Source organism: Streptomyces sp. NBC_00287, from assembly GCF_036173105.1.
Lineage (GTDB): Bacteria > Actinomycetota > Actinomycetes > Streptomycetales > Streptomycetaceae > Streptomyces.
In genome coordinates this window covers 4975819-5000301 of sequence record NZ_CP108053.1, presented here as the reverse complement: position 1 = coordinate 5000301, position 24483 = coordinate 4975819, and the positions used below count along the sequence as shown (strand labels likewise).

Sequence of the window (24483 nt, the reverse complement as noted above, 5' to 3'; positions counted from 1 at the left end):
ACTCAGCCGAGCTTCTTCAGCAGCTCGGCCGCGAGCGGTGCCGAGGAGGCCGGGTTCTGGCCGGTCACCAGATTGCGGTCGACGACCACGTGCGGCGCCCACGGCTCGCCCGCCCGGACGTTCACGCCCGCCTCGACGAGCCGCGACTCCAGCAGCCACTTCGCCCTGTCGGCGAGCCCGGCCTGGGTCTCCTCGGCGTCGGTGAAGGCGGCGATCCGGTAGCCGGCGAAGGCGTTGGCGCCGTCCTCGCGGGTGGCGGCGAGCAGCGCGGCCGGGCCGTGGCAGACCACGCCGAGCGGCTTGCCGGAGTCGAGGACGTCGACGAGGAGCCGGCCGGAGGTGGTGTCGGCGGAGAGGTCCTCCATGGGGCCGTGGCCGCCGGGGTAGAAGACGGCGGCGTAGTCGTCGAGGTCGACGTCCTCCAGCCGGACCGGGTTCTTCAGCTCGGTCATCGCGTCGAGCGCCCGCGCAACCTCGTCGGCGCCCTCCTGGCCGCCGTTGAACTCCGGGGCGAGGCTGCCCTGATCGACGGTGGGCACGACACCGCCGGGCGTGGCGACGACGACCTCGTGGCCCTCGGCCGTGAACCGCCGGTAGGGGGCGACGGCCTCCTCGGCCCAGAAGCCGGTGGGGTGACGGGTACCGTCGGCGAGCGTCCAGTAGTCGACGCCGGTCAGTACGAACAGGATCTTCGACATGGTGCGTTCTCCAGGGGGTTCGTCGGGACCTCGAACGTAAGCCCGTCGACCCATAGGAATCCAATGAGGATTCCGATCGCTGGCATTGGAATTCCAATGGCTTCCAGGGAATACGCCGGTCCCTTGCGAATCTACGTCCCCGCGTGCACGTACGCCGCCCAGATGTGCGGCCGCTCGGGGACCCTGCGGCGGAGCTGGCGCACCGTGTCGTGCAGGGCGTGGGCCGCGCCGGGGGCGTCGGGGGCCGTCGTACGGCGGTAGAAGTCGCGGGTCATGTGGTCCGCGTGGGTGCTGTCGATGGTCCACAGGGTGCCCACCGCCGCGGGGAACCCGGCCAGCAGGAAGGAGCTGGTGATGTGGATGGCCTCGTCGGTCAGCCGTTCCGCCGTCCGGGCGGTCCCGCAGGCCGCCAGGAACGCCAGCCGCGCCGCGCGCGGACGGGCCCGGCAGATCTCCAGCACCGAGACCGGCTCCCCGCTCGGCAGCTGGAGCAGCGCGCCGGAGGGCTCGGTCGGATCGGTGGCCGCGTGGCAGCCGAAGTGGGCCCAGGAGGCGTCGTGCAGGGCGCCGAGCACCGCCTGCCGGGTGGCGGCCGTACCGATCAAGGGCGGCGGCGCGCCCAGGAGTTGGGCCGCGTACCCCGTGGCCGCCGCGACTCCGGGGAGCTCTTCCTCGGGCTCCGCGACCAGGAGGGCGCCGCCTCGGCCGGGGCGGCGCCGGGCCCGGGCGCGGGCGTAGGCCAGGGTCTGCAGGCCCGGGACGTACGAGGACACCACCGCGTCCAGCGCCGCGCCGCAGCCGCCCTGCTCGCAGTCCGGTGCCGTGCACTGGGCCGCGTGGAGCGGCAGGGCGCTGAAGGCGCCGGTCGGGACCCACCACAGGCGGGGCCAGGTGCCGTGCCGGGGGACCGGATCGGCGGTGCCCGCCAGTTCCAGCACCGGACGGACGACCTTGTGCCAGGTCCACGCCAGCGTCTCGCGGACGGTCCTGCCGGCGGCGACGAGCCGGGCGGGCCCCGGACGTGCCGTGCCCTGGGCGTTGATCGCGTCGACGGCGTCCCGCAGCTCCCGCGCGGCCTTGGCGACCTCGTCGGACTCGACGTCGAGATGCAGGGCGGTGATCGACCGGTTGGTGACGACCAGGGCCTGGCAGAAGCGGCGGCCCTGGTTGAGGACCACGACGGGCCCGTCGGCCGCGAGCTCCCGCAACTGGGGTGCGGTCAACGGCCGTAGGAAGTCCTCGAAGCCGGGCTCGCTGCGAATACGGTCGACCAGCGCGTCGAGTTCCCGAGAGGCCCGCAGCCCCGCGAGCCGCGCCCACTCGGCGTGCCCTGCAGGGCCGGAGTCCGGTACGTCCGAGGCCAGCGCGTCCGTCAGCCGCTCGAACTCGGCCGCGAGAGCGGGGTGCACGGAACGCAGGTCGCCGATGTCGGCGCGGGCCTCGATGCGCCGGGCCAGCAGCAAGCCGCGGCCCCTTTCAAGGAGTTCGGCAGCTCGGTCGACCTCGGGGCCCTGTACGGCACGGCCTAATCCGGGCAGCGCCTGCACCGCCTCGGCGGTCTCGCGTACGGCGTTCTCGACGTCCTGGGCCTCGGCCTCCCGGCGGTCCTCCGGTGTGGTCTCCAGTCGCTTCGCCACCGCCTCCAGCCGGTCCGTGACCGCGCCCAGATGCCCGGGCAGCAGACTCGCCACCTCCCGGCCCACGAGCTGCATGAGGATCAGCTCGACGATCGTCCGGATGTCCCCCTCGAACGTCGACAGACCGTGCTCAGCGCTCTGTTGATCGCTCCCCCGGTCGGTGATCGCGGCCATCGCTTCGACACCCGCCTCCAGGTGGTCGAGGGCCAGGTCGATCCGGGGCCGTGGCCTGCCCAGCGCTCCGGCCGCCGCGGCGATCGCCCCGTGGGCCCGCATCGACACCGGTACCGCCCGGTCCCGCCAGGCATCGGGGTCCGCGGTACCGGCCAGCCGGTCCCGGAGCGGTCCCATGAGGTTCTCGAAGAGGTCCGAGGAGGACCCTTCCCGCGCCTGAGCTGCCGATGCCCCTGGCGCCACCTCGGGCAGCCGCCCCCGCGCAACGAGATCGAAGACAAACCGCATCGCCCCGGCGAGGTCGACCGGACCCCCCTGAGGCGTCGCCTCCTCGATCACGGGCCCCAGCTCACGCGCCTCCGCGACCAGCGCCGCCGCCCGCTCCGGCTCGGTGGCGCGCAGCAGCACCGCTCGCTGCATCAGCACCCGGGCCAGTGTCGTCGTGACCATGGGCCGCATCGGATGTCCGGCGGGGCAGGCCGCGAAGGTACGGCGGCACTGGTCGACGATCGAGTCGTCCAGGTCCGTCCGGGGGCCGCCGCCGGGTCCGATCGTCTCGACGAGATCCACATACACGTCGCCCATCAGGTCGTACCAGGGCCGTTCCCCGCCCGTGGCCGGGGCCTCTCGGATGAGGTCCCGCATGCGCCGGGCGATCTGGCGGGCCCTTTCGAGCTGGGCCGGTTCATGGCCGAAGAGATAGTTCTGGACGGCGTTGTGGAACTCGGTGCGGGCGGCGAGGACGGCATGGTCGGTCTCGGTCACCACCACATCGCCGTACGGGAGTTCATCGAGCTCCGGCATGACGCCCGCCGCCCCCGAGGCGAGCAGCGCCGCGGCCTCACGGGCACCTTCCGCGTCGAAGCGGCCGATGGACAGGACGGTGAGCGCGTCGGCGAGGATCTTGTCGAGGTGGCCCGCCAGGTCGTCCGGCACATGGGGGCGGGCGTACCGGACCAGCTCCACGACCTCTTCGAGGGCCGCCGGATCACCCCGCTCGGAGGCTCGCGCCGACAGGGCACTGGCGAGCGCGGCGGCGAGGGTGGGCCGTAGCTCGATGTCGTTCTCATCGAGGTCCGCGAGCATCTCCCGCATGGTCTCGATGTCGGATTCGAGGTTCTCGGGGGTGTCGAGACGGACGTCGTTCATACGGGACATCTGCCGGACCAGTCCCGTGAGTTCGTCCGGCAGGGAGTCCTCGTGCACCGAGGCGAGGGCGATGGGCAGCGCGGCCTCGTAAAGGCCCCGCCGCAGCAGATCCGCAGCCATGGAAGCGCCGGCCGCCTCCGTGAGCTGCCGGGACTCCGCCGCCAGCAGATCCGCCCGCGCCGGTGCCGTCGCCCGCAGTGTCTCCGCCCGCCAGCCCGTGAGCGCCGCCAGGACGGCGAGGTGGGCGGCGCGGCGCGGATGACTGGCGGGGAGGGCCGTGCGGAAGCGGGCGATGCGCTCGTCGGCGCTGTCGTCGGGGACGAACCCCGCGGCCAGGTCGAGGACTTCGAGGTCGATGTCCGGCGGGCCGTCCCCCTGGCGTCGTCTGACCTGGTGGATGAACCGGCCCAGAGCCTCCGGCGACTCGTCCGTCTCCAACGAGCGGTACGCGGCCAGCACCGCCTGCTGCTCCTCGCCCAACGCCCCTACGGAATCGACCAGTTCCGCCGCCTCCAGAGCCGCCTCCGGGTCCTCCCGCTCCCTGGCGAAGGCCGCGAGCGCCTGGCCCAGGGCGGCCGTGACCCGGGGATACGCGGGATGGTCCGCGGGCGTCACGTCCCGGGCCGCGCGCAGTCGTCGTACGGCGCAGGCGATACGGGCCGCGTCCTGCTCGGCGATGCCCGCGTCCGCGATGGCCGCGCCGATGTGCAGATCGCGTTCGCCGGGCCAGGTGACGGGCAGGGTGGCCAGCGTGCGCAGCATGTTCAGACCGTCGGCGGTCTCCTGGGTGAGTGCCCCTTCGGGAGCCGCCGCCACCAGCCGCTCCACTACGGCCAGTTCGGGCGCCCCGAGCAGCCGGGCCGCGTCCACTACCGCACGCAGGGCGATCCCGGCGGCGGTCTGTACATCGGCGGCACCCGGCGGGACGAGCGGGAGCCGCTCGCACACCGCCCGTCCATAGCGGGCGGCGGCAGCCAAAGCGGGGGGCTCTGCCAAGAGTTGGAAGCGGGCGACGTGCACTCCCAGGGCATGGATGCCCAGCTCCACGAACCCCGGGTGGTCTTCGTCGAGCAGATACTCAAGTGCCGTCTCCGCCCAGGCCAGCGCCCGGTCGAGCTCGCCGGCCTCGCCGTGCGCCGAGCTGACGAGATAAGCGAACCGGGCCTCGTGGGACGGATCGGCGGGGTCGAAGCCCTTGCGGAGATCGGCGGGCAGCCCCGCCTCCTCGGGCAGCCGCGGGCACAGGAACCCGAAGGTGCCGAAGACGACGACCTGGTTCTGCTGGGCCTCGGGATCCTCGTCGCCCAAGTGCCGGAAGAAGAAGGTCCAGAAGACCGCCGCCACCGACTCCAGATCGACCATGCCCTCGGGCACCGGCGCGGCCTCCCGTAACAGGGCCAGCGCGTCGGCCACCGCCTCCGCCTCGCGCAACGGCCCGGGATCGCGGGCCTCCTGGGCGGTCACCAGCCGTGCAACGACACGATCCCGAAGCTCCGTCATCATTCTTTACATTAGTCTGACCGCCTGTCAGGAGGCAGTGGTTCTCAGGACTTCCAGGGAGGCCGCCGTGGGGGACGGGGCAAAGGCGCGGCAGGTGTACGAGGACGCCGTCGAGTATCTGTGCCGCAACATCGACGATCTGCGCGGACTGGTCGGCCCCGCCGTATGGGAGCCCGCCTTCGCGGCCGTACGGGACAGGGATCCCGCGAGCCGGGAGTGGCGGGACGCCGTACGGGCCCTGCACGACACCGTCGAAGCCGCCGGAGTACCGGGCGGGCTCGGGCTCGACCCCACGATGGGCGTGGGCGACTGGATCGGCCGCCCCACTCCGCAGTCGGTCGGCTGGATCTGCCCCACCAGGCGCTGCGGCCGGGTCGACCTGCGCGAAGAAGCCACGGACACCCCGACCTGCGCGCTCCATGGACTGCCCATGCGCCTGATCGACGGCTGACGATGGTCGCCCTGCTCGCGGAGCTGCAAAAGCGCATACCCGACGGCTGGTTTCTGCGCCGGCTGCTGCCCGCCGCGCTGTTCGTGGTCGTCGCGCTCGTCGGCGGCGGTGAGTTGGGGCACAGCCACTGGAACGACGTCGCCCTCGCCCGCACCCGCATTGCCGACGCCCTGCGCATGAGCGGCGGGCTGACCGCCGACGGGATCGCCTCGCTGGTCCTCGTCGCCGTACCGGTGGTGGCCGCCGCTTTCGCGGTGCCGTATGTCGCCGCCGGGATCGGGGCGTTGGCGTCCGGGGCGTGGCCCTGGTGGCTGATGCCCTTGGGGCGGCGGGTCACGGCGTGGCGGGTCGGGCGCTGGGTGCCGCCGGACCTGCTGGCCCGGCGGTCGGTACGGGCCCGGGCCGACGGTCGGGAGCTGCGCGCCGACCGCCTCGACGCCCGCGCCTCCCGCGCCCGTTCGACCGGCCGCCCCGACTCCCCCACCTGGTGCGGCGACCGCTTCCGCCGCACCGAGGCACAGTGCGACGTCGTCAGTGGCTGGACCGCGCTCCTGCTCGGCGCCGAGGAGGCACCGCGCGCCGCGCTCGCCGAGGCCCGCGACGCCTACGACGCGGCCTGCGAGGCGCTGTCCTGGAGCGCCGCGTTCACGCTGCTCGGCGCCTGGTGGTGGCCGGCGGCGCCGGTCGGGATCCTGCTGGGGCTGGCGTCCTGGCGGTCGCTGCGGACCTCGGTCGAGGGGTTGTGCCGTACGACGGAAGCGGCCTTCACACTGAACCGGCAGGACCCGCCTGCACCAGCCCCGTCTGATACGCGATGACCACCAGCTGAGCCCGGTCCCGGGCGTTCAGCTTCGTCATCGCCCGGTGGATGTGCGTCCGTACCGTCAGCGGGCTCACCACCAGCAGCTCCGCGATCTCCGCATTGGACTTGCCCTCCGCGGCCAGCGCCATCACCTCCCGTTCCCGGACGGTGAGTTCGGCCAGCGCCTCCGGAGGCGCCAGATCGCCGCCCGGCGCCGGTGAGGTGAGGAAGCGGGTGATGAGGGTGCGGGTGGCGCCGGGTGACAGGAGCGCGTCTCCGGAGGCCACCGTGCGGATACCGGCCAGCAGGACGTCCGCGGTGACGTCCTTGCCGAGGAACCCGCTCGCCCCGGCCCGCAGCGCCTGGGCGACGTAGTCCTCGGTCTCGAAGGTGGTGAGGATCAGCACCTTCGTCGCGGCCAGGTCGGGGTCGGCGCAGATCAGGGAGGTACCGGCCAGGCCGTCCGTGCCCGGCATCCGGATGTCCATGAGGACGACGTCCGGGCGGTGGAGGCGGGCCAGCTCCAGCGCCTCGGCGCCGTCGGAGGCCTCGCCGACGACCTCCATGTCTTCGCAGGAGTCGATCAGGATCCGGAAGGTGGCCCGCAGCAGGGCCTGGTCGTCGGCGAGCAGCACCCGGACGGTCACGGCGACTCTCTTTCTACGGCGGTGGCGGTGGCGGCGGGGAGCAGCGGCAGCGCGGTGGTGACCTCGAAGCCGCCCTCGGGGCGCGGCCCCGCACACAGTTCGCCGCCGATGGACTGGGCGCGCTCCCGCATGCCCATGAGCCCGAAGCCGACGGAGCCGTTCGGCGCTGCGGCGGCCGGTCCGTCATTGCTGACCTTGATGACCAGCCGGGCGTCGGCATAGGTGAAACGGACATGGGCGGTCTGCTCCGGGGCGTGCTTGGAGACGTTGGTGAGCGCCTCCTGCACGATCCGGTACGCGGTCAGGTCCACGCCCGGTGACAGCGTCCGGGGCACACCTTCCGTGGTCGTGGTGACATCGAGCCCCGCCGACGCGCACGCCTGGATCAGCTCGGGCAGCTTGGCGAGGCCCGGGGCGGGCTCGAGGCCTTCGCTGTCCGGTCCGTCGTCCTGCCGCAGCAGCCCCAGGGTCGCCTTCAGCTCGCGCAGCGCCGCGGAGGTCGTACCGGTGAGATCGTCGAGGATCTTCAGGCTCTGCTCGGGCTTGGAGCGCGCGAGGTGGGCGGCCGTACCGGCCTGGGCGTTGGCCAGCGCCAGATGGTGGGCGACGACATCGTGCAGCTCACGGGCGATCCGCATCCGCTCCTCGGCGACCCGCAGCCGCGCTTCCTCCTCGCGGGTGCGCTCGGCGTGCTCGGCGCGGGCGTGTACCGCGTCCACGTAGGCGCGGCGCAGCCGGGCCATGCTGCCGGCGGCGATGGGCAGGGCCAGCCAGAAGACGGGGCCGATGACCCTGAGCACCACCGAGAGGCCGTCCATGGAGTCGCTGATCACGTTCGTGGTGATCAGCGCCACCACGATGACGGCACCGTAGACGCGGACGGTCTTGCGGTCGCACAGGGCGGCCAGCCAGTACAGCGCCGCGAGGAGCGGGGCCAGCAGCAGCGGGGTGAGCAGGTACCCGCGCGCGATGGCCATCACCGTGACGACCGCGGTCACGACGACGGCGGTACGCGGATGGCTGCGGTACTTCAGCAGGACCAGGCAGCTCAGGCCGAGGAGGACCTCGGTGAGCTTGCCCGGGTCCGGCGGCTCGGCGCCGGGCATGCTGAGCTGGGTGCCGAGGGTCGCGCAGCCGATCAGTGACAGGACGGTCACCACGTCGACGGCGCGCGGGAACCGTTCCGCGTACTGCTCGAAGCGGTCCGCGTAGCGCTCCAGGCTCTTGCTCATCGGGGGCTCTCTCGGTGAAGGGGCTCACATCCATGGTGCAGGCCGCCCGGGTCCCCGAGGACCACGGGCGGCCGGTGTGCGTCACCTTCCGGCGCGCGCGACCTCCTTCTCGGCCGGAGCCGTGGCGGCCGGCTCCGCCGGGCGGTTCAGCGCTTCGCCCTCCACATCGACCCGGGGCAGGATCCGGTCCAGCCACTTCGGCAGCCACCAGGCCTTGTCGCCGAGCAGGGCGAGGACCGCGGGCACGATCGCCATCCGGACGACGAAGGCGTCGAACAGGACCGCGGTGGCGAGTCCGAACCCGATCATCTTGATCATGGAGTCGCTCTCGCCGATGAAGCCGGCGAAGACCGCGATCATGATCAGCGCGGCGGCCACGACCACCCGGGCGCTGTGCCGGAAACCGGAGGTCACGGCCTGAGCGGGCGACTCTCCATGGACGTACGCCTCGCGCATCCGCGAGACCAGGAAGACCTCGTAGTCCATCGCGAGTCCGAAGACGATGCCCACCAGGAAGATCGGCATCAGGCTCATGATCGGACCGGTCTGCTCCACCCCGAAGAGCTCGGCGCCGTGCCCCTGCTGGAAGACCACGACCACGGCGCCCAGGGAGGCGAGCACCGAGAGCAGGAAGCCGAGGGCCGCCTTCAGCGGGACGAGGACGGACCGGAAGACCAGCATCAGCAGGATGACGGCGAGGCCGACCACGACGACGAGATACGGCACCAGCGCGGACTGCACCTTCTCGGAGATGTCGATGTTCAGCGCGGTGGTGCCGGTGACCTCGAAGGTGGCCCCGGTCTCGGACTCCACGCCCGGCCGCTCGCCACGAATCGTCGTCACCAGGTCCTTGGTCTTCTCGTCGGTCGGCGCGGTGGCCGGCACGACGGAGAGGACGGCGGTGTCACCGGCGTCGTTGAAGCGGGCGGGGGACACGGAGACCACGCCCTCGGTGCCGCCGATCTCCTTCGAGACCGCGTCCGCGGCGGCCTTGGGATCGTCGGCGCCCTGAGCGTCGACGACGACGGTCAGCGGCCCGTTGAAGCCCGGCCCGAAGCCCTCGGCGAGCGCGTCGTAGGCCCGCCGCTCGGTGGTGGACGTCGACTTGGCCTCGTCGCCGGGCATGCCGAGCTGGAGGTCCATCACAGGCATCGCGAGGGCACCGAGGCCCACGACACCGAGGAGCAGCACGGGCAGCGGGCGGCGCAGCACGAAGCGGGCCCAGCGGGTGCCGCCGTTGTCCTTGGGTGCCTCTTCGATACGGCCCTTGCGGCGGGCCTTGCGTGCCATCACGGCGTTGGGCCAGAAGCCGAGGAAGGCCGGGACGAGCGTCAGCGCGATCAGTACCCCGATGACGACCGCACCCGCGGCGGCGAGCCCCATCTTGGTCAGCATCGGGATACCGACCACCGAGAGCCCGGCGAGGGCGATGACGACAGTGAGACCGGCGAAGACGACGGCGGATCCGGCAGTACCGGTGGCGAGGGCGACGGCCTCCTGGGGCGCCTTCCCCTTGGCGCGCTCCTCGCGATAGCGGGAGACGACGAACAGGGCGTAGTCGATACCGACGGCAAGCCCCAGCATCATCGCCAGCGTGCCGGTGGTCGAGGAAAGGCCGAGGGTGCTGGCCAGGGCCAGGATGGTGGCCATGCTCACGCCGACGCCGATGATCGCGGTCAGCAGCGGCAGCCCCGCGGCGGCGAGCGAACCGAAGGTGACCAGCAGGACGACAGCGGCGATCGCTATGCCGATCGCCTCGGCAGCCCCGCCGGGACCGCCCTCGCTCTCCATGGCGGTGCCGCCGGCCTCGACGGTCAGCCCGGAGTCCCGGGCCTCGACGAGCGTCTCCTCCAGCTGCGTCTTGCTGGCGTCGGTGAGATCGGCCGCGCCGACCTTGTAGGTGACGGTCGTGTACGCCGTGGTGCCGTCCTTGCTCACGGCGCCCGCCGTGAAGGGATCCACGGCGCTCGCGACCTGCGAGCCGTCACCCAGCTCGGCCACGGCGGCCTCGACGGCCTCCTTGTTCTCGCTCGCGGTGACCTTCTCCCCGCCGGGCGCGACGAACACGACCCGTGCGGTCGCGCCGTCGGCCGTGGTGCCGGGGAAGCGCTCCTCCAGCAGGTCGAACGCCTGCTGCGACTCGATCCCCGGCATGGAGAACTCTTCGTCGGCGGCCGCCGGGGCCTTCATGGCGCCCAGCCCGACGGCGGCCAGCACGGCCGCCCAGACCAGTGCGACGTACCAGCGCCGCCGGAAGGCCAGGCGGCCCAGTCGATACAGGAAAGTAGCCACGGGGAGAGGTCTCCAGATCTGGACGTCGAAGGTAGGTCCAGGCTCTCCGGGAGCGACATGTCCTGTCGTCGTGCGGCTGCCGACAATCGCGGCTACTGAATCCGCAGTACGCCCCGGTTCGCGGCTCCCTCCCGGGGACTAGGGCGGGTCGGCCGCAGGTATCCCGCGCCGCGTGGCGGAAGGGGCGAGATTAAATTACCGAACCGTAACCTACCGGCCAGTATCGATCGCAGTGTTACCGACGGTACGGTCCTGGCGAGCCCCTCACAGGCGGCCCGCGCACACGCTCTTGGACGACGAGGTGCGGCGGGCCGCCGTACCACCGCACCTTCCTGCCAGCCGCTTCATCAGGAGGTTCGCCATGCCCGAACGCAGACGGCTCCTGGCCGTAAGCGTCATCGGCGCCGCTTGTCTCGGCGCCCAGGTCCTCGCCGGCACCGCCGCCACGGCGGCCGACGAGGTCGTGTCACGAGGCGTCACCATCCCGGCGTTCTACAACCCGCCCACCACCCTGCCCGCCGCGGACGGCACCCTGGTCCGCACCGAGCCGCTCAAGCTGGCCCTGAGCCTGCCGAGCCTGAACGGCCCGCTGCCGGGCAGGGCGACCCGGTTGATGTACAAGTCCACCGACTCCAGCGGCAGCCCGGTCGCCGTGACCGGCGCCTACATCGAACCCAGCGCCGCCTGGAAGGGCGAGGGCCCACGACCCCTGGTCGCACTCGCCCCCGGGACCATGGGCCAGGGCGACCAGTGCGCCGCGTCCATGGGCCTGGAGCATCCGCTGCGGCTCAACGGCGAGACGGTCTCCGTCGGTTACGAGGACCTGGCGATCTACCGCCTCCTCGCCACCGGTACGGCCGTCGTCGTCACCGACTACGCCGGCCTCGGCGCGACCGACCGGCTGCACACCTACGTCAACCGGGTCGACGAGGCCCACGCCCTCCTCGACGCCGCCCGCGCCGCCCGCAAGGTGGGCGGGGCCTCGGTGACCGCCGAGTCCCGGGTGGGCCTGTTCGGGTACAGCCAGGGCGGCGGCGCGAGCGCGGCCGCCGCCGAACTCCAGCCCTCCTACGCCCCCGACGTCAACCTGGCCGGGACGTACGCCGGTGCCCCGCCCGCCGACCTGACCGAGGTCACCCGGGCGATCGACGGCAGCGAACTGGCCGGTGCGCTCGGCTGGTCCCTCAACGGCTTCCTCCAGTCCGACCCGGCCCTGAAGCCGATCGCGGAGGCCCACCTGAATACGGCGGGCAAGGCGGCGCTGGCCGATCTGTCGACGATGTGCGTGGGCGACGCGCTGTTCGGGTACGGCGGCGCCGAGAGCACGGACTGGACCACCGACGGCCGCTCGGTCAGCGACATCATCGCCGCCACCCCGGCTCTGACGTCCTTCCTGAACAGCCAGCGCATCGGCACCCTGAAGCCCACGACCCCGGTCCGCGTGGCGACCGGCGTCAGCGACGATCTGGTCCCGCACGCCCAGGCCCGCCGCCTGGCGACCGACTGGTGCGCGAAGGGCGCCAACGTCACCTACGACCCCGTGCTCCTCCCGAACACGGGCAGCCCCCTGCTCAACCACTTCACCCCTCTGCTCGCCGACCAGGGCGACGCGGTCGACTGGCTCACCGACCGTCTGAAGGGCAGGTCGGCCCACTCCAACTGCTGGAGCATGCCGCTTCAGCCCTGACGCGCCTCACTCCAGGCGGTCGGCGAGTCCGGCCGCCTGGAACGCCGCCTCCACGTCCGCGCGCCCTTCCGTGAAGTGGTCCCAGCTGTCGCAGTGCACGGGCACGACCCGGCGGGCACCGAGGAGGCGGGCGGCTTCGGCGGCCTGGGCGCTGTCGAGGACGAGCGGGGCTCCGTCGAACAGGATCGGGAAGCGGGGGGCACCGGCGAAGAGGATCGCGGTGTCGACGGGACCGAAGCGGTCGGCGATCTCCTTCACGGCGTCGAGCGAGGCGTTGTCACCGCTGACGTACACGGAGGGCAGCCCTTCGCCGGTCAGTACGAACCCCACGACCTCGCCGGTGACGGGCTCGACGGCCTCGCGCGGCCCGGGTCCGTGAATCGCGGGCACGGCCGTCACGGTCACGGTCCCGCCCTCGGGCCGGTCCAGTTCGGCCGTCTCCCAGTCGGCCATCCCCCGGGCACTGCCACCGAGCCGGCGACCGCCGCCGGGGGTGGTGAGGGTGAGCGGTACGCCGTCCAGGAGGGCGCGGCCCGAGTGGTCGAGATTGTCGGCGTGCTCGTCGTGCGAGAGCAGGACCACGTCCACGGGGCCGAGGTCGGCCGGGGCTGCGGCGGCCGGGGCCGTCTTGCGGAGGACCGCGCGGCCGGGGTACTCGCCGGGGCCGTCGAAGGTGGGGTCGGTGAGGAAGCGCAGACCGCCGTACTCGAAGAAGGCGGTGGGGCCACCGAGGACGCGTATGGGCATGGGTGTGGACATGAATTCATTCTCCTCACGGATGATGCTTCGGTCATCCGTGAGAGACGGTAGACCGTTCTCACGGATGACCGCAAGGCGTACCATGAGAATCATGAACGAGACGCTGCCCCTCGCCCCGGGAGCGGACCAGTACCCGGCACTCGACTTCGCCAACAGCGCCATAGCCCTGCCGGGCGGCCACTACATCGACTTCCTGGGCGCCCCCGAGGGCGCGGGCGCCTGGCTGACGGACCATGGCCTGGCCCCGGCGGACGCCGGGATCCGGGAGATGTGCGCGGCGCAGCTGCGGTCGCTGCGGGAGCAGATCCGGGCGCTGCTGGCGGCTCATGTGGACGGGGCCCCGGCGCCCAAGGGAGCGCTGGCGGCCGTCAATGACGCCCTCACCCGGGCCCCGGCCGCCTCCCTGCTCCACTGGGACGCCACTCGGGGCCTCTACCGGGCCGCCGCCCACCCCACCGACCAGATCCTCGACCACGCCCTGGCCGCGCTGGCCACGGACGCCGCGGACCTTCTGACCAGCCCCGACGCCGAGCGCCTCACCGCCTGCGGCTCCCCGCCCTGCAACCGGTACCTGCTGCGACACGGCCGCCGGCACTGGTGCTCCACGCGGTGCGGGGACCGGGCGCGGGCGGCGCGGGCGTATGCACGGCGGACAAGTTCTGCCGGGGACTGAAGGGGTTGTATTCGGCCGTTTCGGTGATAATTGGGGTATGAGTACGACGACGTTTGAACTAGCGGCCACGTCGAGTGAAGTACTCAACGTGATCGCCGCCTTTGCAGGCGGCCTGTTCATCGCCGGTGCACTGGTGTGGGCGGTGCAGTTCGGCATGCGGGTCATGGACCGGGAGCTTCCGCATCCCACGCCCGAGGAGCAGCCGAAGCTGCCCGAGGGCGGGCCGGTCCGCGAGACCAGGGAGATGCGGGAGCCGGACGAAGTGCCGCAGTCGGAGGGCGGCGAACGGCTCATGCCGTACGACCTCCACCACTCCGGCAGCAAGCGCGGCGAGGACCAGAAGCGGAAGCGCTGGCTGCCGGGGTCCAGTGGATCCTTCGGCAGTGGTGGTCTGGGACACGTCTGAGCCTCGCGGGGGGCTGCCCCGCCGACCAGGGGCAGCCCCCCGCCCGGGGGGAGTTGCCGCCGGGGAGGTCGACGCGGGTGCCTTTGCCATGACAGCCGTGGGGTTGACCAGCACTGCCGGCGACCCGCGCCTCCGGTCCCCGGCGGCACGTCCAGCTTGGCCCCCGCCGAGGGGTGCTCCCGCACGGATCGGGGAAGATCCGTACACCTAAAGCGGCCCGCCCCGATACCTACGTACGCGCCGCCGGGATCTCCGTACGCGAGGTGATCCCCAGCTTGGCGAGGATGTGTTCGACGTGGGCGTCCACCGTGCACTTGGAGATCACCAGGCGCTCGGCGATCTCCGGTGGACAGTTCGAAGGATCCGGCGAAGACCGACAGGCGCGCCCACAGCAACCGCTCCTGGGGCGTGCACAGTTCGTCCGACCAGCCGATGGCGGTGCGCAGGGTCTGGTGGCGGCTGAGCGCGGTGCGGCGGCCGCCGCTGAGGACCTCGAAGCGGCGGTCGAGGCGGGCGACCAGCTCGGCGAGGGGGACCGCGCGCAGGCGGACGGCGGCCAGCTCCAGGGCGAGCGGGATGCCGTCGAGGCGGTCCGCGAGGGCGAGGGTGCGCTCGCGGTCTGCGGAGGTCAGGGCGGGGCCGCCGGTCACGGCGGCGGCGCGCTGCACGAACAGCTCGACGGCGTCGTCGCAGGGCAGCGGCGGGATCGGTACGCAGTGCTCGCCGGGCACGTCCAGCGGCTGCCGGCTGGTGGCGAGGACGCTCAGCCCCGGCGCCTCGCGCAGCAGGATGTCGCAGAGCATCGCGCAGGCGTCGACGAGGTGCTCGCAGGTGTCCAGGACTATCAACAGCCGCCGCTGCCGCAGATGTTCGACCACGGCGTCCAGCGGGCTCATCCCCGACTGCTCGGGCAGCTCCAGCACCCCGGCCACGGTCGCCGGGATCAGCTCGGGGTCGTGCAGCGCGGACAGCTCCACCAGCCGTACCCCGTCGGCGAACCGCCCGCCCGCCGCCCCGGCCGCGCGCAACGCGGTACGGCTCTTGCCCACGCCACCCGGGCCGACGAGCGTCACCAGCCGCGACCGGTCCAAGGCACCCTGGATCAGGGCGAGTTCCTCGGCCCGGCCCACGAAGCTGGTGAGCTCCACCGGGAGTTGCCCGCCGCGCCGCTGCCCGAAGCCGAATCCCATGCCGCCCCCGTATTCGCCCCGTAGACCCACCACCACTCAACCAAGGGTAGTCATGGGGATGCCGAGCGTGAGCGGTCTGTGGAAAACCCGGGTCAGCGCCCTGCCGGGGCAGCGTCGCGCGACTTGCCGGGAGCCGTCGCGAGGGCCCAGATCACGAAGAAGTCGATCGCGACCATGAGGACCGACCATGCCGGCTGGTACGGCATGAACAGGAAGTGGGCGACCATGTTCAGGGAGGCCAGGAAGATACCCGTCATCCGGGCCCACCACATGCCCTTGAGGATGCCCCAGCCCACGACCGCGGCCAGCGCGCCCAGGCACACCAGGATGACGCCCCAGCCGGTGAGGCTGATCTCGTAGACGTACTCGCTGATGCGGTCGTACACATCGTCCGAGGCGAGCGCGGAGATGCCCTGGAGGATCGCCACGATGCCGTTGACCATCATCAGGATTCCGGCGAAGACCAGTCCGCCGGTCTGCCAGGAGGTGTCGGCCGGGGGACCCTGCCATCCGGCGGTGCCGGGTGCCGGTCCGGCGGGGCGGTTGGTCTCCCCCCAGACCGGGGGCTGCTGCCCCTCCTCGGCGGTCGGCGGCTTCGCGTGCGGCTGCTGGGTCATGAGCACGTCCCGTTCCTTCGGGGCGGGCGGCACCCTGCGCACCGTCCGCCGGTGACGTCGTCGCCTCCACCCTCGGTGGGGCCACGGCCGCCCACCATGGGGGTGGGCCGAACGGGTGAGCACCCGAACGGCCGAGCCCCTCTGTGCGGCATCCCCCGCCCACGCCTCCAATGGACAGGTCAGCGCACCCACACGGCGACGGGGTTGGACATGACCGAGGCACCCGCTGCCTTCACCGAGCAGGACCACGCGGACCGCATGGCCAGGGCCACCCGGGACGCCATCGCCGCCGGGCTCGCGGGGCTGCTGGTCACCCCGGGCCCCGATCTGACCTGGCTGTGCGGCTACCGCCCGACCGCGATCACCGAACGGCTGACCCTCCTCGTCCTCACCCCCGAGTCCGAACCCCGGATGCTGGTCCCGGCACTGGAACGCCCCGACGCCGAGGCCTGCCCCGGCGCGGGCGCGCTGCGTCTTTCGGACTGGCGCGACGGTCAGGACCCGTACGCTGCGGCGGCCGGACTGCTCCGCCCGCACGGCCGCTACGGCGTCTCCGACTCGACCTGGGCCCTGCATCTGCTGGGCCTCCAGGAGGCCCTGCCGCTCACCACCTACCGCGCCCTGACCACCGTGCTGCCGATGCTCCGCGCGGTGAAGGACGACCACGAGGTGGCCCGTCTGGCGGCAGCGGGCGCGGCGGCGGACGCGACGTACGAGGAGATCCTCTCCGTACGCTTCTCCGGCCGCCGCGAGCGGGACGTGGCCGCCGACCTGGCCCGCCTTCTGCGCGAACACGGCCATTCCCAGGTCGACTTCACGGTGGTCGGCTCGGGGCCGAACGGTGCCGACCCGCACCACGAGGCGGGCGGCCGGGTCGTCCGGCGCGGCGACATGGTCGTCCTCGACTTCGGCGGCCTCCTCGGCGGCTACGGCTCCGACATCAGCCGCACGGTCCACGTCGGTCCGGCGACGGACGAGGAACGCCGGGTCCACGACATCGTGCGGACGGCCCAGCAGGCGGCCTTCGAGGCGGTGCGGCCCGGGGTGGCCTGCCAGGAGATCGACCGGATGGCCCGGACGGTGATCGAGGGCGCGGGGTACGGCGAGTACTTCGTGCACCGCACCGGTCACGGCATCGGCGTCACGACGCACGAGCCGCCGTACCTGGTCAAGGGGGAGGAGCTGCCGCTGGTGCCGGGGATGTGCTTCTCGATCGAGCCGGGGATCTATCTGCCGGGGCGGTTCGGGGTGCGGATCGAGGACATCGTGACGTGCACCGAGGACAGCGGGCGGCGGCTGAACAACACCTCGCGGGAGATGGCGTTCGTGGAGTGAACGGGCCGGTTTTCAGGCGCCGTTGACGCCGTCTCTGGGCGGCACCGGTGCGCCCGTGCTGTCGGCTGTGGTCGTCGGCTGTCCCTGGACCGTCACGGCGATCTGGTCGCTCATCGCGCCGACCCCGTTCAGCGTGGCCGTCGCCTGGAGCAGGCCCGGGCCCGGGGTGAGCGGGAGTGCCGGGACGCAGGACCAGCTTCCGTCGGCGGTGGTGGTCGTGGAGCAGACCTCGTTCTCCAGGGCGTCCCTGACGGTGACCTGCGAGCCGGGGTAGGCGGTGCCGGAGGCCTCCGGGCGCGCGGTCAGCGGTACGCCCGACTGGGGCCGCAGCAGCGTCGGCGCGGGCAGACCGACGGTCACCGCGCAGGCGCCCCGGTCCTTCGGGGCGCCCTTCGCATCCGTCAGCACCATCGCGCAGCCGGTGAGCCGGGTGCCGGGGACCGCGTCCGCGGGCACGGACAGCACGAAGGGGAAGGTACGGCCCCGCCACGGCTCGTCCGCCGAGGGGCCGGCGAAGGTGTACGTGCCACTGTGGCCGCCGCTTGCGACGGCACCGCGGTAGCCGCGGGCGTCGAGGGGCGTGCCGGTGACGACGGCCGGTGCGGGTGCCGTCAGCGTCAGCACCGAACCGGCGCCGAGACCCGGCCCGGCGTAGCCGGCGACCTCGACGATGCCCTCCCGGCCGGGCTCGATGGTGGCGGCGCCCCACAGCTCGCCCCCGCTGTCCGCCGCGGCCGGCGCCCCCGACAGCACGGCGCCCACGAGGGCGAGCCCCGACACGGTCTTGCTGAACCTGCTCATGGGCGACCAGAGCTCCTCGCGGACAGAGGGCGACATGACTGCCTGCGATTCTCGCGGCCCGACAGCGCGGCCGGCCTGCGCGGTACGGCCGTACGGACGAGGCCTCGGCCGCGTACCACCCGTCCGGGCGCGGCCGAGCCGCGTCAGGTGAGCCAGGCGGTCGTGTCGGTGCCCAGCCGTCCGTCCGCCTCCAACGGCGAGCTGCTGATGACGACTTCCCCCGCCGGAAGGGCCACGGGCTCCCCGGACAGATTGGCGACACACCGCCACCCGTCCGACCGGGCGAACTGAAGCACACCGTCCGGACCGTCCTCGGCCCAGGTCAGGGTCTCCCCCTCCAGCAGCTTGCGGCGCAGCCGCAGCGCACGCCGGTACAGCTCGAGAGTGGACCCCTCGACCCCGTCCTGGGCCTCGACGGAGTACCCGGCGAACCACTCCGGCTGCGGCAGCCAGGCACCGGATTCGCCAAAGCCGTATGAGGGCCCGCCGACGCTCCAGGGCAACGGCACCCGGCACCCGTCCCGCCCCTTGCGAATGTGCCCCGTCTGCTCCCAGATCGGGTCCTGAAGTGTCGCGAAGGGCAGATCGGCGACCTCGGGGAGCCCGAGTTCCTCGCCTTGATAGACGTACGAGGATCCAGGCAGCGCAAGCATGAGAAGCGTGGCGGCACGGGCGCGCCGAAGGCCGGCGGCTCGGTCGATGCCCGGTGCGGTGCCGCCGGACAGCAGCCAGGCGTTCTCATCCGTCCCCTCGGGGAGCATCAGGCGCGACGCGTGGCGGACGACATCGTGGTTGGAGAGGACCCAGGTGGCGGAGGCGCCGGCGGCGCGGGCCTGGGCGAGGGAGTCGACGATGACGCGCCGCAGTTCCCCGGGATCCCAATGGGCCTGTAGATACTCGAAGTTGAAGGCTTGGCCGAGCTCGTCGGGACGGGCGTAGAGAACCCGTCGTGCCCCTGGCACCCAGGCCTCGGCGACGGCCATGCGGGGCGGGGAGTAGGAGTCGAGGATCTTGCGCCAGTCGCGGTAGATCTCGTGGACCTCGTCGCGGTCGTAGAAGGGGTGGCTGCCGGGCGCCATCCCAGTGAGGGCCTCCTCGCCGCTCAGCTCGGGATCACCGAGGTCGCGCAGGGGCTCGGTGAGGTCCTTCGCGAGGGCGTGGGCGACATCGACACGGAAGCCGTCGACGCCGCGGTCGGCCCAGAAGCGCAGGGTGGTGCGGAAGCCGGCGCGGACGTCGGGGTGGGCCCAGTTCAGATCGGGTTGCTGGGGCGCGAACATGTGGAGGTACCACTGCCCGTCGGGCACCCGCTGCCAGGCGCTGCCACCGAAGACGGACTGCCAGTCGCTGGGCGGGAGTTCACCACGCGCTCCGCGTCCGTCGCGGAAGACGTACCGCTCCCGTGCTACCGACCCGGCCCCGGCGGCCAGCGCCTCCCTAAACCAGACATGCTGATGGGAGGTGTGATTGGGCACGATGTCGACCATGACCTTCAGCCCGAGCCGATGGGCCTCCTCGACCATGGCGTCGAAGTCGTCAAGGGTCCCGAGCCGAGGATCGACATCACGGTAATCGGCGACGTCATACCCCCCATCGGCAAGCTCGGACGGATAGAAGGGGCTGAGCCAAAGGGCGTCGACGCCGAGGGCGGCGAGATGGGAGAGCCGCTCGGTGACACCCCGGATGTCCCCGAGCCCATCACCGTCGGCATCGGCGAAGCTGCGCGGATAAACCTGGTAGACGACGGCCTGGCGCCACCAATCGGGGTCACGGGACGAGAGATCGGGCACGCGGTCTCCTCTGCGCTGCGGAACAGAGCGGCAACCAGAACCCTGTCCACATCGAGGGCCGCCTAATGCACCGTCCGCTTGCGGAGCAGTTGATTCCCTGTGTGGCGAAATGGTGTGGAGGCGTGAACTCCGGGTGTGTTCCCGCAGGTTGACAGGGGGTCCGGGGCGCGACCACCATGGGCCTCGCGCTGTGGCACATGTGACCAATGAGCCCAGTGTTTCTTCGACCACCACCCCGGCACGGCACGGCCCCGCCGTCGATGCGCGCTGCCCGCCTGCCGTCACCCGGGTTCTGCTCACGTCAAGATGGGGAACCGCATGTCCATAGCGAGACGTGTCATCGCGCGACGCATGCTGGGGACGGGCGCCGCGTCGCTCGCCCTGTGCGCCGCCAGTGTCGCCGCCGCGTCCAGCGCCTTTGCCACCGGTACTCCGGGCGGCGACGGCTGGAAGTCGGGCGGCCAGTACCAGCCCGGTACCGGGGCGGGCACCGAGACCGCCACCGACCGGTGCCAGTTCTCGCTGGACGGCACGAACTTCTACGACTCCGTCAAGGTCGACGACCAGAACCTCAAGCCGACCGACGACGGCAAGGTCCACATCCAGGTCCGCGCGGCCGGCGACGCCACCACCTGCACCGCCTCCCTCGCCTCGTACCTGGCCCTCGGCCCCACCTTCGCCACCTCCGGCGAGCAGATCTTCGTCGACTTCGACACCGTCACGGTCAAGCCCGGCCAGACCGACTCCCTCGACATCGCGGTGCCCGACGCCGGCTGCTTCGCGCAGATCGACCTCTACCGCGGCGCGGTCAAGTTCGACGGCGAGCTCGACGCCAACGACGGCTTCGTCCACGGCGACCTGCCCAAGGGCCCGGACCGCCCGGTCATCAAGGACAAGCTGATCGCGGCCTGGAACGGCGGTACGAAGGACTGCACGACGCCGCCGGAGACCCCGGAGACGACGCCTCCGGCGAGCCCGTCCCTGCCCGAGGAATCCACCCCGGCGACCGAGCCCCCGGCCACGGAGCCCCCGTCCGAGTCGGCTCCCACCCCGACCCCCGCCACCACCACGCCCCCCGCCGCCGACCCCTCCCCCAACGGTGGCGGCGGGGACCTCGCGGAGACCGGCGCCGACAGCAGCACCCTGCCGATCACCATCGGCGCGGCGGCCCTGCTCGCGGGCGGCGGCGCGATCGTACTGGTGACGCGGCGCCGCCGCTCTACCCGCGCATAAGCACGTAAGCGCCGAGGCAGTCGACGAGGGCGTCCGGGGCAGCCTGCCCTAGACGCCCTCCACCGCCGACAGCCACAGCTTCACGTACCGCTCGACGTCGACGTCCAACGCCACGTCCACCAGCCTCTGTTCACGCTCGCCGTGGTGGATCTCCGCCTCGCCCGGGCGGGGCCGGCGGTCGACGATGGTCTGGCCGCGGGTCGGGCCCGGGGCCAACGACACCTCCACCGGCAGGAGTTCGGTGGTGATGCCGCCCGGGTCGACCACCGCGCAGACCGCGCCCGCGTCGCCGAGACCGCCGGTGGGGGTGGGGTCGCCGGAGGTGGCCGGGTCGCGGTGGGCGAGGAGTTCCCCCGCCAGGCGCAGCCGCGGCTCGGAACTGGCCCGCAGGCGCTGCACGTCCGCCGCCGGGACGAGCACCCGCTGGAACACGTCGAGGCCGTACATCGTGATCGGCACCCCGGCGGTGAGCAGCACCGCCGCCGCCTCCGGGTCGTGCCACACGTTGAACTCCGCGACCGGCGTGGCGTTCCCCGTAGCCACCGCCCCGCCCATGAACACGATCCGCTCGATGTTCCGGACCACCTCGGGGTGCGTACGGAGCAACAGCGCGATGTTCGTCAGCGGCGCGGTCGGGATCAGCGTCACCGGCCGCGGCGACGCCAGGATCTCGCGGCGCAGCAGCGTCACCGCGTCCACGTCCACCGGCCGCCGGGTCGGCGCGGGCAGGCCCAGGTCGCCCATCCCGTCCTGCCCGTGCACATGGCTCGCGGTGCGCACCGGCTCGATCAACGGCCGCTCGGCGCCCCGCGCGACGGGGATGTCCCCGGCCCCGGCGTGCTCCAGCACCGTCAGCGTGTTGCGGACGACGCCGTCGACATCGGTGTTCCCGGCCACGCAGGTCACCGCCCGTACATCGAGCCCTGGATGCCGTACGGCGAACAGCAGGGCCAGGGCGTCGTCGACGCCGGTGTCGCAGTCGATGATCACCGGGGTGGGCTGACCGGTCACGGAGGCTCCCTCTTCAAAAGAACAGGCGACTACCCCACCGACCTTACGCAGCCGCCCACAATTCGGCCCCGCGAGCCCGCACACACGCGCCGATCCGCCGCAGCAACTCCGCCACGGGCACCGCCCCGGGCCGACTCCCGTCCCTCAGTCGCAGGGCCGCCAGGTCGCCGCCGGCCTCCCGCTCGCCGAGCACCGCCTGGTACGGCACCAGCCGAGCCGCGCGGATGCGGGCACCGAGGGTCCCGTCGCCGGGACCGGAGAGCTCGGCCCGAAGCCCGGCCGCCCGAGCCCGCCGTACGACCTCGACCGCCTGCTCCACCTGGGCGTCCGCCACCGGCAGCACGACCAGTTGCACGGGGGCCAGCCAGGCCGGGAACGCGCCGCCGTGGACCTCGATGAGGTGGGCGACGGCCCGTTCCACACTGCCGATGATGCTGCGGTGCACCATGACCGGCCGGTGCTTGGCGCCGTCGGGGCCGATGTAGTGCAGGTCGAAGCGTTCGGGCTGGTGGAAGTCGATCTGGACGGTGGAGAGGGTGGACTCGCGGCCTGCGGGATCGGTGATCTGTACGTCGATCTTGGGGCCGTAGAAGGCGGCCTCGCCCTCGACCGCCTCGTGCTCGACGCCGTCCAGCGCCTCCCGCAGCAGCGCGGTCGCCCGCCGCCACAGGTCCGGGTCGGCGACGTACTTGCCGCCCTTGCCCGGGAGCGAGAGCCGGTACCGGGCCGCGCGGATGCCGAGGTCGGCGTAGGCCCGGCCGATCAGGTCCAAGGCGGCGCGGGCCTCCTGGGCCGCCTGTTCCAGGGTGCAGAAGACATGCGCGTCGTTGAGGCGGATCGCGCGCACCCGGGTCAGCCCGCCGAGCGCGCCCCACAACTCGGAGCGGTACATGTCACCCAACTCGGCCATGCGCAAGGGAAGTTCGCGGTAGCTGTGGGAGCGGGAGCGGTAGATGAGGGCGTGGTGGGGGCAGAGGCTGGGCCGCAGGACGACCTCCTCCGCGCCCAGCGGCATCGGCGGGAACATGTCGTCGCTGTAGTGGGACCAGTGCCCGGAGATCTCGTACAGCTTCCGTTTGCCGAGGACGGGCGAGTACACATGCCGGTACCCGGCGGCGCGCTCCGCCTCCCGGATGTACTCCTCCAGCTCGTGGCGTACGACGGCGCCGTCGGGCAGCCAGTACGGCAGGCCGGCGCCCATGAGGGGGTCGGTGTCGAAGAGGTCGAGCTCGCGGCCGAGTCGGCGGTGGTCGTGCATGGCAGTCACCTCGGGATCAGGAGGCGAGCACCGCACGACGAAAGCCCCGGGGCACTCGCCCCGGGGCTTTGTCGCTGGTCAGCTGTCAGCGCGCCGGGACCGGTTCCGGCGTCGTCGTGAGAGACATGAGGGCGCGCTGCATGGGGCGACGGTAGCGGGGGCGGGCGCGGGCGGGCGAACGGTTTTCCACGGCCGTACGCCGTACCCGCTCACCCGGACGGACCGGCGCACTGGTGGACAGCCCCGCGCGGTGGTGCCTTGAAAGCACGCACTTCGATCATGGCAGCGCCCAGGAGGCCACACGATGCCCCGCGTTCTCATCGCCCCAGCCCTCGCCCTGGGCGCCCTGCTGACCGCGACCGCCTGCGGCGCCGACGGATCGGACACCCCCGCGAAGCCGGCGGCCTCCGCTTCCCCCACCGCGTCACCGACCGCCTCCGTCCCGTCCCCGGCGGCCGCTCCCGCGCTCACCGAGGCGCAGGCCCGGGCGGCGCTGATCACCGAGGCGGATCTCGGGGAACCGTGGTCGGCGACCCAGGGCGCAGCAACCTGGCGGGACGGCATGCTCAAGGCGAGCGCCGAGAAGGCCGACTGCCGACGGTTGCTGGACGTCCTGTACGCCGAGGAGTTCTTCGGCCCCGACGCCCGTACCCGCGCGGTGACCGGCCTGGACGACGACTGGGACGGGGCCCAGATCCGCTACCAGGTGGTGGCCCACCCGCCCAAGGAGGTGGACGGCACGCTGTCCTGGCTGAAGTCCCTGCCGAAGAAGTGCGGCGAGTTCACGGCGGTGACCGCGACCGGGGAACCGGAGTACGCCGCCGTCACCGAGCTGGAACTCCCCGAGGTCGGCGACGCCCGCCAGGGCCTGCGCATCAACCTCACCACCGCCGACGAAACCACCCTCACCCTGGACCTGGCCGCGGTCCGAGTCGGCGACGACGCCATCACCCTCACCAACGGCGGCCTCGGCGACGTCCCGGCCGAGGCGACGTGGGTGGCCACGGAGCTCGGGGCGCAGCGGCTCGCGGAGGTGCGGAAGTTGGGGCGCGCGGAGGTCTGACGGGGGTCGCCACCGTCTCCTCGGGCATGAGCGACGACGAGCGCCGCGCGGCGCTGGACGCGGTGCGGGACTCCTTCG

Annotated in this window: 20 protein-coding genes and 1 pseudogene; 8 read left to right on the top strand and 13 right to left on the bottom strand. The window is 72.5% G+C overall.

Translation table 11 applies throughout. The features are described 5' to 3' along the window. Positions 1-2: 2 nt before the first annotated feature. Complete coding sequence (locus tag OHT76_RS22790) at positions 3-698, bottom strand: type 1 glutamine amidotransferase domain-containing protein (protein ID WP_328872705.1); 696 nt, start codon at positions 696-698, stop codon at positions 3-5. 131 nt (positions 699-829) lie between these two features. Continuing rightward, complete coding sequence (locus tag OHT76_RS22785) at positions 830-5158, bottom strand: CHAT domain-containing protein (RefSeq protein WP_328872704.1); 4329 nt, start codon at positions 5156-5158, stop codon at positions 830-832. A gap of 67 nt (positions 5159-5225) precedes the next feature. Here OHT76_RS22785 and OHT76_RS22780 point away from each other — a divergent pair, with 67 nt between their 5' ends. Further along, a complete protein-coding gene (locus tag OHT76_RS22780; RefSeq protein WP_328872703.1) occupies positions 5226-5609 on the top strand; it encodes a hypothetical protein in 384 nt (127 codons plus the stop codon). Positions 5610-5611: 2 nt separating this feature from the next. Beyond that, positions 5612-6427: a hypothetical protein gene (locus OHT76_RS22775; RefSeq protein ID WP_328872702.1), complete on the top strand. Its 816-nt coding sequence runs from the start codon at positions 5612-5614 to the stop codon at positions 6425-6427. Here the strand turns inward: OHT76_RS22775 and OHT76_RS22770 are convergent. From OHT76_RS22770 to OHT76_RS22760, 3 genes are all read right to left on the bottom strand, one after another. Next, positions 6375-7058 (bottom strand): response regulator transcription factor, encoded by a 684-nt coding sequence (locus tag OHT76_RS22770; RefSeq protein ID WP_328872701.1) that lies wholly within the window; start codon positions 7056-7058, stop codon positions 6375-6377. The genes OHT76_RS22775 and OHT76_RS22770 overlap by 53 nt on opposite strands. Then, the gene (locus OHT76_RS22765) at positions 7055-8290 is read right to left on the bottom strand and encodes a sensor histidine kinase (protein WP_328872700.1); all 1236 of its coding nucleotides are present in this window, start codon (positions 8288-8290) and stop codon (positions 7055-7057) included. Before OHT76_RS22765 ends, OHT76_RS22770 begins: the two co-directional genes overlap by 4 nt. Before the next feature lie 81 nt (positions 8291-8371). Beyond that, on the bottom strand, positions 8372-10582 hold the full coding sequence (locus OHT76_RS22760; RefSeq protein ID WP_328872699.1) for an MMPL family transporter: 2211 nt from the start codon (positions 10580-10582) through the stop codon (positions 8372-8374). 361 nt (positions 10583-10943) lie between these two features. Between OHT76_RS22760 and OHT76_RS22755 the strand changes: the two genes are divergently transcribed. Then, positions 10944-12269: a lipase family protein gene (locus OHT76_RS22755; RefSeq protein ID WP_328872698.1), complete on the top strand. Its 1326-nt coding sequence runs from the start codon at positions 10944-10946 to the stop codon at positions 12267-12269. A gap of 6 nt (positions 12270-12275) precedes the next feature. Here OHT76_RS22755 and OHT76_RS22750 read toward each other — a convergent pair whose 3' ends face one another. Then, the gene (locus tag OHT76_RS22750) at positions 12276-13028 is read right to left on the bottom strand and encodes an MBL fold metallo-hydrolase (protein ID WP_328872697.1); all 753 of its coding nucleotides are present in this window, start codon (positions 13026-13028) and stop codon (positions 12276-12278) included. 82 nt (positions 13029-13110) lie between these two features. On the opposite strand from OHT76_RS22750, the gene OHT76_RS22745 reads away from it, so the two are divergent. Next, positions 13111-13701 (top strand): CGNR zinc finger domain-containing protein, encoded by a 591-nt coding sequence (locus OHT76_RS22745; protein WP_328872696.1) that lies wholly within the window; start codon positions 13111-13113, stop codon positions 13699-13701. A gap of 37 nt (positions 13702-13738) precedes the next feature. Beyond that, positions 13739-14107, top strand: coding sequence for a DUF6479 family protein (locus OHT76_RS22740; RefSeq protein WP_328872695.1), 369 nt, complete (start codon positions 13739-13741; stop codon positions 14105-14107). Positions 14108-14336: 229 nt separating this feature from the next. Here the strand turns inward: OHT76_RS22740 and OHT76_RS22735 are convergent, their stop codons facing one another. The 3 genes and pseudogenes from OHT76_RS22735 to OHT76_RS22725 all read right to left on the bottom strand — a co-directional run bounded on the left by OHT76_RS22735 (position 14337) and on the right by OHT76_RS22725 (position 15914). Next, positions 14337-14429, bottom strand: a complete 93-nt coding sequence (locus OHT76_RS22735; RefSeq protein WP_443049929.1) for a LuxR C-terminal-related transcriptional regulator — start codon at positions 14427-14429, stop codon at positions 14337-14339. A 1-nt stretch (position 14430) separates the two neighbouring features. Then, a pseudogene (locus tag OHT76_RS22730) lies at positions 14431-15297 on the bottom strand (ATP-binding protein); the annotation flags it as partial. A 92-nt stretch (positions 15298-15389) separates the two neighbouring features. Then, positions 15390-15914, bottom strand: a complete 525-nt coding sequence (locus OHT76_RS22725; RefSeq protein WP_328872693.1) for a DUF7144 family membrane protein — start codon at positions 15912-15914, stop codon at positions 15390-15392. Between the two features lie 210 nt (positions 15915-16124). Here OHT76_RS22725 and OHT76_RS22720 point away from each other — a divergent pair, with 210 nt between their 5' ends. Next, positions 16125-17249: an aminopeptidase P family protein gene (locus OHT76_RS22720; protein ID WP_328872692.1), complete on the top strand. Its 1125-nt coding sequence runs from the start codon at positions 16125-16127 to the stop codon at positions 17247-17249. A gap of 12 nt (positions 17250-17261) precedes the next feature. Here the strand turns inward: OHT76_RS22720 and OHT76_RS22715 are convergent, their stop codons facing one another. Continuing rightward, positions 17262-18050 carry a carboxypeptidase regulatory-like domain-containing protein gene (locus OHT76_RS22715; protein WP_328872691.1) on the bottom strand — a complete coding sequence of 263 codons (789 nt, stop codon included), beginning with the start codon at positions 18048-18050 and terminating at the stop codon, positions 17262-17264. A gap of 143 nt (positions 18051-18193) precedes the next feature. Further along, the gene (locus OHT76_RS22710; RefSeq protein ID WP_328872690.1) at positions 18194-19840 is read right to left on the bottom strand and encodes a glycoside hydrolase family 13 protein; all 1647 of its coding nucleotides are present in this window, start codon (positions 19838-19840) and stop codon (positions 18194-18196) included. A 318-nt stretch (positions 19841-20158) separates the two neighbouring features. Here OHT76_RS22710 and OHT76_RS22705 point away from each other — a divergent pair, with 318 nt between their 5' ends. Next, on the top strand, positions 20159-21073 hold the full coding sequence (locus OHT76_RS22705) for an LAETG motif-containing sortase-dependent surface protein (RefSeq protein ID WP_328872689.1): 915 nt from the start codon (positions 20159-20161) through the stop codon (positions 21071-21073). A gap of 48 nt (positions 21074-21121) precedes the next feature. Here OHT76_RS22705 and OHT76_RS22700 read toward each other — a convergent pair whose 3' ends face one another. Continuing rightward, positions 21122-22084, bottom strand: a complete 963-nt coding sequence (locus OHT76_RS22700) for a nucleoside hydrolase (RefSeq protein WP_328872688.1) — start codon at positions 22082-22084, stop codon at positions 21122-21124. Positions 22085-22127: 43 nt separating this feature from the next. Beyond that, positions 22128-23342, bottom strand: a complete 1215-nt coding sequence (gene thrS, locus OHT76_RS22695) for a threonine--tRNA ligase (RefSeq protein ID WP_328872687.1) — start codon at positions 23340-23342, stop codon at positions 22128-22130. Between the two features lie 304 nt (positions 23343-23646). Here thrS and OHT76_RS22690 point away from each other — a divergent pair, with 304 nt between their 5' ends. Next, positions 23647-24405 (top strand): hypothetical protein, encoded by a 759-nt coding sequence (locus tag OHT76_RS22690; protein ID WP_328872686.1) that lies wholly within the window; start codon positions 23647-23649, stop codon positions 24403-24405. The last annotated feature ends 78 nt before the right edge of the window (positions 24406-24483 follow it).